Origin of the sequence: Vibrio panuliri (assembly GCF_009938205.1) — a bacterium.
GTDB lineage: Bacteria > Pseudomonadota > Gammaproteobacteria > Enterobacterales > Vibrionaceae > Vibrio > Vibrio panuliri.
This window is the reverse complement of sequence record NZ_AP019655.1, coordinates 686,076-698,246: the sequence shown is the minus strand read 5'-3', so window position 1 is coordinate 698,246 and position 12,171 is coordinate 686,076. Positions and strand designations below refer to the sequence as shown.

The window sequence follows — 12,171 nt, the reverse complement described above, 5'->3', positions numbered from 1 at the left end:
TTTGCACTTCTCTATTAATTGCACAAGCGTCTAACTTGCCACTCTTACACCCATCCAATATGCTCTCTAATAATTCCTAACCCCAATAGACCAATTGCCCAACTCATCAAACTCGCTATCAAGACGGTAACGACCGACTTCACGCGCTTCGGCTCAATTGCTTCATCTGGGTTAATCGGAACCACAAAGGTTGCTAAGTAGCGATGTTTTCGCGATGCTTCAATGCGTGCGGCTTCAAGAGATGCAAGTGCAGATGTAAAGGCTTTTTCAGCAAACGTCCGCTCTACCAGCAACGGTTCATAGTCTTCAAACAACCCGCTCAATGCCGGCTGAGTTTTACTGTCACCAGTAATATTCTGTTTTTCTACCTGAATCTGCAGAGTCAGTGCCTCTACCCTACGGGTAAGATTGGCGACCGCCGGGGCTTGATCATTCATATAACTGTTTAAAGCGTTCAGCTCTGCATGAGCTTTAGACAGTTGGACTTCCAGTTCACCGATTAGCATCATTTTCGCACTAGCGGTTTGGGTTGGATCGAGATCTTTAAATTCGTTACGGAAATCATTCATCGCCACCCGAACTGTTGTCACGCGGGCTTCTGCCCTTGCGACTTCATTTTCAGCAAAGGCCAGATCATCAGTTCTAGCGACCTCAGATAAGTTGTTGACCAAAACCTCACTTTGATTCAACACAGCCTCGGCCAATAGGGTTGCCTCCATCGAACTGAATGCCCGTGACTTCAACGTAATGATGGTGGTAGTAGGGTCATAAGAGACTGTGACCCGCTTACGCCAGTAGCTCAGCAGTTCTTCTTGTGTAGGCTGTTCACCCAACTTCGAAAACCAATCAGCATCTTGGTGATTGAAAATAGAATACAAATCCAAGTCGTCATTAATCGCATGAATGATATCAATCGACTGAACGTAATCTTGGACAATATATGAGTCTGTCGTGCTGCCAGTTCGAGGAGGCATACCTGCCAAGCCGCTCAGCAAATCAATTTGCTGCATTTCATTTCCCTTTACAGCAAAACGTGTTTCTACCACGTATAAGTCAGCAGCAAAAAAACTGTAATATATACCCGCTAGCAAAGTAGGAAGAATCACCACCAATGAGAAGCTACGTTGCTTGTTGTTACGGTTTTTCCAAAACTTGTTGAGAATTATTTTGTACTTTTTCTGTAATTTCATTTTGAAAGTGTCAAATAGTTATCTATTGCATCATTGATATCTTCAAAGAAGGTCAGCTCACCGCCAGACAATACCAATCCCAGATCACAGTGCTCTTTAAGAGTCGACATGTTGTGTGAAACCATAATCAAGCTGGATTTTTCGCTTCGGGCCCTAAAGGCATCTCGGCACTTATCCTGAAACCTTCGATCGCCTACCCCAGTAATTTCGTCGACCAAGTAGCAATCAAAGTCAATGGCCATCGATAATCCAAATGCCAACCTAGCCTTCATGCCCGAGCTGTAACTTCGAATTGGCATATCCAAATAGTCATCCAGTTCAGAAAACGACTTGACAAACTCAGTCACCTTATTGATGTCGGCTCCGTAAATCCGGCTAACGAAACGCAAGTTCTCTGCCCCAGTCATCGATCCGTTGAAACCACCCGCAAATCCGAGAGGCCACGACATTTTGATATTCCTCTTAATCAAGCCACTCGTTGGCGCCTCTGAGCCCGCAATCATCCGTAGTAATGTCGATTTTCCAGCGCCGTTCACTCCCAAAAGACCGATGTTTCGTCCCTTTGGAAACTTGAGATTACAAGGTTTGAGTACCTGCTTTTTTCCACTTGCTGTTTGGTAGATTTTTGAAACGTTAATTAGCTCAATCATAAGTTGCGCGCTTTGTGTCGAGTGTATTGAGTCAAAGTTAGACCTAGCAAAACCATCACTATGCTGCTGACCACAGCGTAGCTATAGTTGATATAAGTGTTCTGGTAGGTTGAAAAAAAACCACTGCGCACCCACTCAACACATTGAAAAATCGGATTCCATTGCAAATACTCCCGTGCCTGAGGCGGAAGACTGGCAGCCGTGAAAAAAATACCGGACAAAAAGTAAAATGGACGGTTAAAAGCACTAAATAGTTTGTCCCAACTATCGAAATAGATCCTGATTGCTGAGTTAATCATTCCCACGCCTGTCGAGAAGACAACCAGTACCATTAATCCCATCAAAACATGGAACAAATCGTAAACAGCCAGCGCCTTCCCCATTAATTGGAGTAATGCCACAAGCAACACAAAAACCACCAGCATAGTTATCGACTCTAGTAATGCTCGCCCCATCAAAACATCAAAAGGCGTTACATGTGGGTATGAAAGCAGTGCTTGATTGGCACCCAGCGCACCCGATAATCGCGAAGAAATACCGCTATAGATCAGCCAAGGTACTATTCCAGTAGTGAAAAACACAGCCAAGTCACCACCAACTGGCGATTGCCTTCCTAACGCCGAAAATATCGTTACTAAAACCAAAACCTGCAAAGAAGGCTCGAACACAGCCCACAAATAGCCAATATGACTCTTGCCGTATTTAGCAAGTGCCTCTCGTAAAATTAGCGCGTAAATTACCCGCCCTTGCACGCTTAGTGCTTGCCTTAACTCATTCATCTAAATATTCAACAATTTATCCAGAGCAGCGTTGCTATCTCTGTCGGCTATAAGTAGGAGTGAAGAGACCTGCTTACGCACGTTCTCTCCAACATCTGAGAGCATGTCGATTTTGAACCGTTTTTTAGGGGCAATTTCATCCCGTCGTTTTGTTCAAGCTCATAAAAATCGGCTTGCGAAAAAGCACTCTGAGAAATCATCCGTTGCGTAATTGACGGGTTTCAACCCAGAAACCATAACCTTCATATTTAAGCAACAGAGTTATTTGCAACATGTTGATCGAGCGAACCAACGTCTTTTTCTAGTAAAAAATCGAGTTTACTGACGAGCAATTCGGTTTGATAAGAAGCACCAGCGCCGGTTAAAAGATAGTTATTTGCTAAGTAAGCGAGAAAGTTCTCTCTCTCTTTTGTGCAAACGTTCTTTATCGCTTTTTGATAAACACTCGTACTCTCTTCGGTTCCACTCCAATAGATACCTAATCCTCGCCGTGCATATATGGATTTGCCAAGTAGGATCAGAGGAGTATTAGTATCTAATACATCTATTACTGCGCTAGAGTTAACCGTTATAACAAGGTCTGCTTGCTTAGATAGAATCTTATTATCCCCATCAACAAACTGTTGATAATTCGAAAAACTATAGCTTTTTGGATCAAGAGGATGTTTTTTTATCACCAAGTTCAAATTGTTTTTTTCGCAGAAAGCGCCAACCAGCTTAATGATTTGCTCATTACTGTTATAAGAGCTGTGCTGAACAATCTGCGAATCATTTTCAAGTTGTAAAAAAAGCAATGCGGTTTTGTTTTCCACATATGACTGTTTCCTACCTCTCGCGAACAGCTTTCTTCTGAGCCTACGGATATACTTGGCAATCGAGTAATCGTTATGCATATAACTCAGCACACTATCTCGCCTTAACCACTTTTCAGCCATTAGATAGAGAAGAAAGACACCAAACATGCAGATTGAACGCAAAGAATCATGTTTATCTGTTACTTTTACTTTGGTTCTTGGCGCTATATTTCGATAGTCCACACCCGATAAGTAGTTGATCTCGGCATTAACATTACAACCTCGTCTATCAAGCACGGTTGTATGTGGCCTGATAAGTCCTTGCTCAGTAACCAAATACTCAATATTCAGTTTTTTGCATAGGCTAACTGCAATTGCGTGATACCAACGAGTATCGTTATGTAACAAGACCAATGAAATATCATGTTGTTTTATGTACCGTTCAAGTGCCATATAGAACTTTGCCATATAGATCAGCTCTTCTTCGTTTAAGTGTCGCTTTTCTATTTTCTCTACGTAGAAGTGGTAATAACTTTCTAGCTTGCCCACGGTATCTAGGTAAGGATTTGCTTCCTCCACAGATATTTTGTTGATCATTTTCTGGGCAAGTTCTTTTCTAAAACCTCGCAGATAGAGTTGCTTTGACCAACATGACGTAATTGCATACGATTCCCTCCCAATGAGGTGAGCTATTTTCGAATGTAACGGCGAAAACATTGGATCTAGAGAAAGTACAATATAGTCATTTTTCATTTTTAGTTGATCGCCACGTTCGCCGCTACAGCGATTTGATAGATGATCTGAGTGATATCTTTAACCGCTTGCATCGTTTTGGTATCAACTTTTGGCAATACCAAAATTTGATCGCCTTTTTGAATCGGCTTATTGCTATCAAACTCAACTAAGCCGTTAGCGCGAATAACAGCGATACGCTGATCTTCTGCCCTTTCAGTAAAGCCACCTGCCCACGCAATGTAATCATCAACATTTGCTTGAGAGTTAAACACCACGGCTTGTGGCATTAGCACTTCGCCACCGATTTGAACCAAGTCAGTTTTTGGCGGGATAACGATCACATCACCTTGCTCAAGTAAGATATTGGCAACATTACCTTGATCAGAGACGATCACTTTGCCAAGCGGCTTAATCTTTCTCGCACGCTCTGTAAAACGTAAAACCATTTCCGCTTCACGAGCACGAATCGCGGCTTCGCCATCCGAGGAAGCAGGAGCGGTGAACACGCTGCGCTCAAGGCGGTTTAGCGATTCATCAAGCATCTCTTTTTGCTTTAACGCAACGCTTTCTCTCAGAATATAAATCGATTGATAGTCTGCAAGCCCAGCTTGGATTGGCACATGGTTAAGAAGTTCATGTAAACGCGTTTGCTTGCTAACAGCAAAATAGGACGGTCCTTCGTAGCTACCTGACAGTTGAACGTCGATAATCTGGGCATGTAAATCATCGTTAAACATGACTTTATCACCATCAAATAGCTCAAAGTCATGGAATTCTTTAACCGGCATATAGATGGAGATCGGGCCTTGCGCTCGGTTACCGACAACACCAACATGGCTAACTTTTGCCAAAGGGCGGGCGTACTTGATCAGTTGCTCACCTTTAGAGACAGAATTAACAAGCTCAAAGCGGAATGGATTTCGAACCCCGCCAGCAACAGTAATGGCTGCCTTTTGCGGTTTAACCAGAATAACGTCGCCATCTTTAAAGTTGAAATCTGGCATCAAACCCGATTGCACAAAATCGTAAAGGTCAATAGTAAGAACGGATTCTTGTTCTCTAATAACCTCAATCGCTCTATAGCTACCTCGTTCTGAGTCGATACCACCTGCCCTCTTTAGGAAATAGAGCAAGCTATCAGATGCCATACCTGCATATTGACCCGGACGGATGACGGAGCCAGTGAGATACACGCTGACGGGGGTTGAGGTCAGCAAGTTGACGTAAACATTAACGTTGTTGGTATAGACGCGTTTGATCTTTGAGGTAACCAAGGTGTTTATATTACTAGCAGGTACATCTTGAACTTGAATAGGTCCAACCTCAGGGATAAATATATTCCCCTGGTTGTCAACGGTTAACACATTCGAGAAGTTAACGGCGCCCCACAGCCAAAGGTTAATTTTATCGCCAGGTGCGATTAAGTAGTTATCATTAAGACCATCAGCCCTTTCCGTTTCATATCCTCCAGCAAATAGATTTGCACCAAAAGGAGGCGGCAGGTTTTCACCACTAGAAGGAAGAAGGTCACGTACATCCACTTCCCCTGGCAAAAGTAAATCGCTTCGATGCTGCTTATTATACTGGCCGTTTGACAAGTTTTCGTTAGTTACAATGTCACTCGAAAAATCATCTGGCGTATTTGAAAGTGCTGAGCCGCTTGGAATTGTTCCACTACTACGCATCATTGCTTGCATCTGCTCGGCATTTGATAGTGACGCAGTAGCGTTATCAGCTGATACCAACGAAACACATAAAAATGCCGTCGGCAAAAAATGGAGTTTTTTCATATTACAGGTTCGTGTTAATAAATATATTAAAGATTAGGAATGAAATACCAAGCTCTAACTTGATCACTAAATAATTTATTCTCTGTGCACGCTACCCGTTTTACTGAAACTCCATTATTTGATTCAAATAGTACATTTCGACATTTTTGTCCTAAAGCAGATAAATACGAATCTTGAAAGTATATAGCTTGCTCGGGTGTTAGTAGTGATTCGTTCTCATTTGATTCGAGAAACTGTCTATATAAAGTCGGAACTTTTTCACCGTTTTTTTCTACTCTTGTTTCAACGAGCGGAACTTTCGCCTCTACGTTTCGCGTCGAACTCGTACATCCAACCATCAAGACTAACACTCCGGCTATACATATATACTTAAACATCACCGACCTTTTAAAATAAATACGCTACCGCCCGTTGATGTAACGCAAACCACATAGCGCAAGTTGAAACAAATTAAATTGTATGAGTCTGGTATAGGAACTAACACCTGCTCAATTAAGCGATTTTTAAAAACCGAGAACGTTATACTCCAAGCATCAAGAGAAACTCAACTTACAAAAAAACTAATATCAATGTAATTAATAATTAATGCTGAATTAGATTAGAATCGCGGCGACGAATTAACACATTCGTCTAATGTTCATTAATTCAAGGACTAAAACATGAAAAAAACTGCACTAACACTGATGGTAGCGCTTATTGCGTCAACATCGGCCTATGCAGCAACCGAAACAGCAGCAGCTACAACTGCTAGCACCACGGGTGGTGCGGCAGGTGCGACAGCAGCAACGGCAACAGCGACGGGCGTCGCTGCAACAACGGCCGTAGCTGTAGGCGTTGGCGCTGCAGCTGTCGCTGCCGTTGCTGCCGCGTCAGACAACGACGGCACAACCAACACAAATACGTCTAAATAGTAGGCGGAAATATAAAATCAAAGCACTTAGGTTAGATTTAAGTGCTTTTATAATTCGTATAATTTGGATGTAATTGATGCTTTTTTATACAAAATGTGCACTATTATTGCTCAGCGTGATGACAATGGGTGGTTGTAGCCAAAAATTTAGCGATATCAACGCAACATTGAATGAAGCATTATTCGGTCTTCCAGATGTGCCTATTTCTAAGCAGAGCGTGCAAAGTATTCCTTATGCAAGTATTAAAGTGAACCTTAACGATGGACCATCCATTGTAATGGTGCTTGCTTTTGCAGATACAGACCCAGATAGTGGACAAGTAATGCTTAAATGGATGTCTGAAGATGGCGCAATGCTTGTTACACAAAATGGAAGAATAATAAAGACATTAAACCTATATGGCGCGAACTTACTCCATATAGAACTCCCCTCCACTATTTACGAGGGTAAGTCCCATGAATTATCTTATGATGCTTTTTATGATTGGCAACCAGGCTATTCTTATAGCCAGAAAGCTTCTGTCACTTCAAAAGCATTAGAAAAAGCGACAATTACATCATACATATGGAATAAAGAAACCACACTTATAGAAGAAACTGTGGAATTTATTGACCTTGGTATAAAGCACCAAAACCAATATTATTATGATGCCAATAATACTGTCGTAAAAAGTAATCAGTGGCTAGTGCCAAATAAATTAAACATAAAGTATGAATTATTAAAGCCGTATCATGAGTAAATTATCATTTTCTAGAATGGGGACGTTTTATGCGCTCCTGATTATTCTTGCCCTCACCTTTACCTCTAGAAAATCAGAAGCAAACAATTCGACCACAGTCGCAATACCTGCGACGCAACAGCAACTCACGTTTTCAAAACCATTGCCTTTGGAGGCGTTTTTATCGGCTTTACATCAGTCTAAGTCGTTTACTAAGTTGCATACTTTTCCACTCAGCTATCAACTATTCGACACCAATAGAGAACTAGAGGCAGTTGAGTTTCAAACTACGGTTCTCGAGAAGCTGCAGTTTTTAGCTCAAAGTAACCATACACTGAAAACCTCTGCAGAGTTGCTATTACAGCAAGTGAAACGCTGGGATATCGGCTACCGCATTTTTACGCCTCTAGACTGGGATGTTGTAAGAATTGATAGCGATAGCAATCTCACATTGAGTGGCAACTATGAGTTGCTTACTCCCTTACGCAAAGAACGAGTCATTTTTGAAGGGTTGCTGGTTGCACCGCAAAGCATAGCGCTAAAAAGCACGAACTCACTTAGTGCTTATACATCGCAAATTCGCATGCTATCTAGTGCGAACCCTAGTTACGCATGGGTCATCTACCCCGACGGTACGACTCGCAAAGTGGGATATGCCCTTTGGAATGAAACCCCTGTTAATCTAACACCCAATAGCGTTGTTTTCTTCGGCTTTAATAGCGAAGAACCTTCCCTCACTCAGTTAGAAAAAGACATCGTTAAACTGATCACTATGAGAAAAGCACTGTGAACAAATTCAATCGTATTACCTTAGTGCTTGCCTGTCTTGGGCTAAGCAGTATCAATACTGCCGTTGCCTCTCAACTCGCAACTTGGAAAGTTTCACAAAGTGATTTCGGTGGCACAGGTTTAATGCAAACTCCTACCGGGCGAATGGCTGACGAGGGTGAGTTTAACTTTGGAGTCACGCTAAACGATGACTACCAACACTATATGGTTTCAATGCAACTGATGAGTTGGTTGGAAACCACTATCCGTTACACTCGTGTTCCAGATGTGCTCTACAACGAAGATTATGAGTTCAGTGGCGATAATCTATACACAGATAAGGGTATCGACCTAAAGCTGCGTTTACTTAATGAGAGCTACTGGCTTCCCGAGACTTCTTTTGGCGTACGTGACCTTGGTGGTACAGGGCTTTTTGATGGTGAGTATTTAGTCGCAACTAAGCGATTTGGTAATCTAGATGTCTCTTTGGGCTTAGGCTGGGGATATTTAGGACAAAGCGGCAACGTGACCAATCCATTTTGCAAAGCCAGCGATACGTATTGCCAGCGCGGTGACAATTATAAAGGTTCTGGCGGCAGCGTTGATTTCGAACGCTGGTTCAAAGGCCCTGCGGCAGTGTTTGGCGGTATTGAATATCAAACGCCTTACGAACCACTGCGCCTGAAAATTGAGTATGATGGAAATGACTATACGGGTGATTTCCCCACTTTTAGCGGGCCTAAAAATCCATCCCCTAAGTCAATGCCACAAGACACACCATGGAACTTCGGTATCAACTATAGAATTAGCGACTGGGGTGACTTCAAGTTGAGTTATCAAAGGGGTAATACCATTACCGCAGGCTTTAACTTGTATACGAACTTCAATGATATAAAAGCGACATGGCGCGATACCCCACCAGAAAAGCCCGTTAGTACACCAAGACCAACCAATACCGACTGGGATGAAGTTGCCAAGAAATTAGAAAGCAGTGCTGGTTACTCAGAGAGTGAAATAAGCATCTCTGAAGATTCTATCTATCTGGTTGGTAAGCAAACTAAATACCGAAACAGAGAGGAAGCGCTATCTCGTGCATCAGTTATCTTAGATAACAATGCCGCTGACAACATTGAGACATTTAACGTCATCGAGCGAAATCAAGGCGTTGAACTCACTCATATAATCATTGAGCGTGATAAATCCGCCGACAATCGCAACCGCCAACTTTCTGATGTAAGCTCGTCAAGTTCAAAGAGCAAACCATCATCAGCAAACAAAGAGGTCGTCGCTTCGAATGATTCTTGGTGGGATTTTGGCGTCAACCCAACACTGAGACAAAGTTTTGGTGGTCCGGAGGCGTTTTACTTGTATAGCGTTGGATTCAATACCGACGCGAGTATTAAGCTAAGCGACAATCTAGAGTTAAGTGGTTCGATCTACTTTAACCTATTCGATAACTACGACAAGTTCAATTATGTAGAGCAGTCTCCACATATAGGAAGTGAAGTCACTCCTCGCGTGAGAACATTATCGCGAGCGTATATCCACGATAATCCAGTTCGCCTAAACCATTTGCAACTTACGTGGTTCGAGCAACCATTTGAAAATATATACACGCAGGCTTATGGTGGCTATCTAGAGATGATGTTTGCCGGTGTCGGTAGTGAGGTGCTTTATCGCCCACTTAACTCCAATTGGGCGCTGGGCGTAGATGCGAACTTAATTTCTCAACGCGATCCGGACTCATGGTTTGGTGTATATAAAGACGACTATTTCTTCTACGATGAAGAGAAATGCAGTGAAGCCACGATGAAGCGCCAAGCCTATGTACTTAGTCAAGGCTTTACTGGCCACGTTACCGCTTACTACATGCCAAAATGGCAATTCTTAGAAAGTACACTTTTTAAAGTTAGTGCTGGTAAATTTTTAGGTGGTGACGTAGGTACTCGCGTTGATTTCTCTAAGCAATTTGACTCTGGTGTGACCGTCGGTGCGTATGCCACCATTACTAACCTCTCTGCTGAAGAGTATGGCGAAGGCAGTTACAACAAAGGTTTTTATATCTCAATTCCTATGGATGTCATGACGATAAAACCAAGTACCAGTCGAGCCACTATATCATGGGAACCAATCACGCGAGACGGCGGACAAATGCTGAAGAAGAAATACCAACTGTTTGAAGTGACTGATCCACGCTCTCCTTGGTATCAAAGAGCAAGTCACTAGCTAAGAGATCTCTCCTGATTTATCTGCCAATCAACAACAAAGGTGCCCTGAGCACCTTTGTTGTCTTTCCAAACACACGATTCAATTCGAACTGATAATTTTACAAATTTCTCAAACATAAGAAATTAGCACTATTTGTTGCAGTTATTGCTCTTTCTGATGGGAATAATACGCTCCGACAGACTCCCCTCGTTGGCATATTTTTGAGAATCTGTATCATAGGTTAGAAATATCTGTCTCAATTAAGATACATTTTGAAATTATCATCACACTACTGTTAATTGATATATTAATTCATTAGCGAAAAATATAAGATTCACCTGTTTCACACCTAGGCCATTGTTCTAAAGGCTTGGTGCAGTGGTAAAAACACATATCGCTAGAAACTTGGGTTTACTCAATTGAATTAACGAACAGGGCAATTTATGAAAGTCGCGATACTTGGCTCTAATGACCGAGCAGCTTTGGTCACAGTGAGACAACTCAGCTTAGAGCCATCAATAAGCGAAATTCTCGTTGTAAGACATAGTAAAAAGCGCTCATTGGCGTGCGTTTCTAAACACACTTCTCAATCACAGTACTATGACTTCAATCAGCGTGATCCTGAGTTATTAATTGAGCAACTCAAACGCCAACAGGTGGACATGATCATTCCAATCAATGACATTACTTCACTGTTTGTCGCAGAGCATTACATCGAGCTTAATCAATACTTTAAACTTGCAGCGCCCAAGCCCCAATCTTATTTCCGCGCGATCGACAAATGGTCTATCCACCAACTTTGTGATGGTCGTTTGCTGAAGTATCCCCAAAGTCACCTTGTTGAAAAAGATCGAGAAGCGAATGAGGTCGCCCTAGAAGAAAACGATGTTTATTTCAAAACTCGTTACAGCGTTGTCTACCATGACGATCAGTACAACAAGTATGCAGTAAAGAAGCTCACTCAACATCAAGATAAACTAAGTTTCCTTCATGACCATTTGGCTCGCACCGATGTCATATGTCAAAAGCAACTCATTGGAACAGGAGTAGGTCTGAACGTCTTAGCTCATAATGGCGACGTAATCGCGCTCAACCAGAATGAAAGACTACATCAACCTAAAGATGGAGGAGGTTCGTCTTATCGGCAGACCTCAACTAAGATCCCATGTGAACTCGCTGAAATCGCTGCCAAGATAACAAAAGATCTTGTTTGGTCTGGTGTTATGATGATCGAACTATTGCAGACTGAAAATGGCTACTATCTCATTGAAATCAACCCAAGATTTTGGGGTTCACTCGCTCTAACCGAGTTTTGCGGTGCAAACTTCGTGCGTAATTTATATCGACAAACCTCAGGGTTAGAACTTTTGCCTTCTACGCAAAAAGAAGTACGCGCTCGACATTTACTCAACGACCTAAAGTGGCTACTAAAAAACCTAAGCGTTGCCAACTTAACCGATTTTGTAATGTCTCCGCTGCGGGTTATATCGCGCCAAGAGAAATACGATGTTGAGCAACTTTCCGACTTAAAGCCTGCATTTTTTCAGTTGGCGATCTTGTCTGAACAAGTATTTCGTACTATTTCGCAGAAACTCAGATAATTATATAAATATAAGTTGAGAGTATAG

At 42.2% G+C, this 12,171-nt stretch carries 10 protein-coding genes; 5 read left to right on the top strand and 5 right to left on the bottom strand.

Annotation, left to right across the window (positions count from 1 at the left end; all coding sequences use genetic code 11):
- Positions 1 to 44 precede the first annotated feature (44 nt).
- From GZK95_RS17890 to GZK95_RS17870, 5 genes are all read right to left on the bottom strand, one after another.
- A complete protein-coding gene (locus GZK95_RS17890) occupies positions 45 to 1,190 on the bottom strand; it encodes a capsule biosynthesis protein (RefSeq protein WP_075716111.1) in 1,146 nt (381 codons plus the stop codon).
- The gene (locus GZK95_RS17885; protein WP_075716112.1) at positions 1,187 to 1,840 is read right to left on the bottom strand and encodes an ABC transporter ATP-binding protein; all 654 of its coding nucleotides are present in this window, start codon (positions 1,838 to 1,840) and stop codon (positions 1,187 to 1,189) included. The genes GZK95_RS17890 and GZK95_RS17885 overlap by 4 nt, the downstream gene beginning before the upstream one ends.
- Complete coding sequence (locus GZK95_RS17880; RefSeq protein ID WP_075716113.1) at positions 1,837 to 2,619, bottom strand: ABC transporter permease; 783 nt, start codon at positions 2,617 to 2,619, stop codon at positions 1,837 to 1,839. Before GZK95_RS17880 ends, GZK95_RS17885 begins: the two co-directional genes overlap by 4 nt.
- Positions 2,620 to 2,867: 248 nt before the next feature.
- The gene (locus GZK95_RS17875; protein ID WP_075716114.1) at positions 2,868 to 4,166 is read right to left on the bottom strand and encodes a capsular polysaccharide export protein, LipB/KpsS family; all 1,299 of its coding nucleotides are present in this window, start codon (positions 4,164 to 4,166) and stop codon (positions 2,868 to 2,870) included.
- 2 nt (positions 4,167 to 4,168) lie between these two features.
- Positions 4,169 to 5,938: a polysaccharide biosynthesis/export family protein gene (locus tag GZK95_RS17870; protein WP_083626369.1), complete on the bottom strand. Its 1,770-nt coding sequence runs from the start codon at positions 5,936 to 5,938 to the stop codon at positions 4,169 to 4,171.
- A gap of 659 nt (positions 5,939 to 6,597) precedes the next feature.
- On the opposite strand from GZK95_RS17870, the gene GZK95_RS17865 reads away from it, so the two are divergent.
- From GZK95_RS17865 to GZK95_RS17845, 5 genes are all read left to right on the top strand, one after another.
- On the top strand, positions 6,598 to 6,849 hold the full coding sequence (locus tag GZK95_RS17865; RefSeq protein ID WP_075716116.1) for a hypothetical protein: 252 nt from the start codon (positions 6,598 to 6,600) through the stop codon (positions 6,847 to 6,849).
- 76 nt (positions 6,850 to 6,925) lie between these two features.
- Positions 6,926 to 7,588 carry a YjbF family lipoprotein gene (locus GZK95_RS17860; protein WP_075716117.1) on the top strand — a complete coding sequence of 221 codons (663 nt, stop codon included), beginning with the start codon at positions 6,926 to 6,928 and terminating at the stop codon, positions 7,586 to 7,588.
- Complete coding sequence (locus tag GZK95_RS17855; RefSeq protein ID WP_083626372.1) at positions 7,581 to 8,357, top strand: capsule biosynthesis GfcC family protein; 777 nt, start codon at positions 7,581 to 7,583, stop codon at positions 8,355 to 8,357. Before GZK95_RS17860 ends, GZK95_RS17855 begins: the two co-directional genes overlap by 8 nt.
- Entirely contained in the window at positions 8,354 to 10,561 is a 2,208-nt protein-coding gene (locus tag GZK95_RS17850) for a YjbH domain-containing protein (protein WP_075716118.1), read from the top strand. Before GZK95_RS17855 ends, GZK95_RS17850 begins: the two co-directional genes overlap by 4 nt.
- Before the next feature lie 425 nt (positions 10,562 to 10,986).
- Positions 10,987 to 12,144 (top strand): ATP-grasp domain-containing protein, encoded by a 1,158-nt coding sequence (locus tag GZK95_RS17845; protein WP_075716119.1) that lies wholly within the window; start codon positions 10,987 to 10,989, stop codon positions 12,142 to 12,144.
- Positions 12,145 to 12,171: the final 27 nt, after the last annotated feature.

Bases quoted from the DNA above. Each gene is read 5' to 3' on its own strand.
- GZK95_RS17875 (WP_075716114.1), bottom strand. From the start codon at position 4,166: ATGAAAAATGACTATATTGTACTTTCTCTAGATCCAATGTTTTCGCCG.
- GZK95_RS17885 (WP_075716112.1), bottom strand. From the start codon at position 1,840: ATGATTGAGCTAATTAACGTTTCAAAAATCTACCAAACAGCAAGTGGA.
- GZK95_RS17865 (WP_075716116.1), top strand. From the start codon at position 6,598: ATGAAAAAAACTGCACTAACACTGATGGTAGCGCTTATTGCGTCAACA.
- GZK95_RS17890 (WP_075716111.1), bottom strand. From the start codon at position 1,190: ATGAAATTACAGAAAAAGTACAAAATAATTCTCAACAAGTTTTGGAAA.
- GZK95_RS17855 (WP_083626372.1), top strand. From the start codon at position 7,581: ATGAGTAAATTATCATTTTCTAGAATGGGGACGTTTTATGCGCTCCTG.
- GZK95_RS17870 (WP_083626369.1), bottom strand. From the start codon at position 5,938: ATGAAAAAACTCCATTTTTTGCCGACGGCATTTTTATGTGTTTCGTTG.
- GZK95_RS17880 (WP_075716113.1), bottom strand. From the start codon at position 2,619: ATGAATGAGTTAAGGCAAGCACTAAGCGTGCAAGGGCGGGTAATTTAC.
- GZK95_RS17860 (WP_075716117.1), top strand. From the start codon at position 6,926: ATGCTTTTTTATACAAAATGTGCACTATTATTGCTCAGCGTGATGACA.
- GZK95_RS17845 (WP_075716119.1), top strand. From the start codon at position 10,987: ATGAAAGTCGCGATACTTGGCTCTAATGACCGAGCAGCTTTGGTCACA.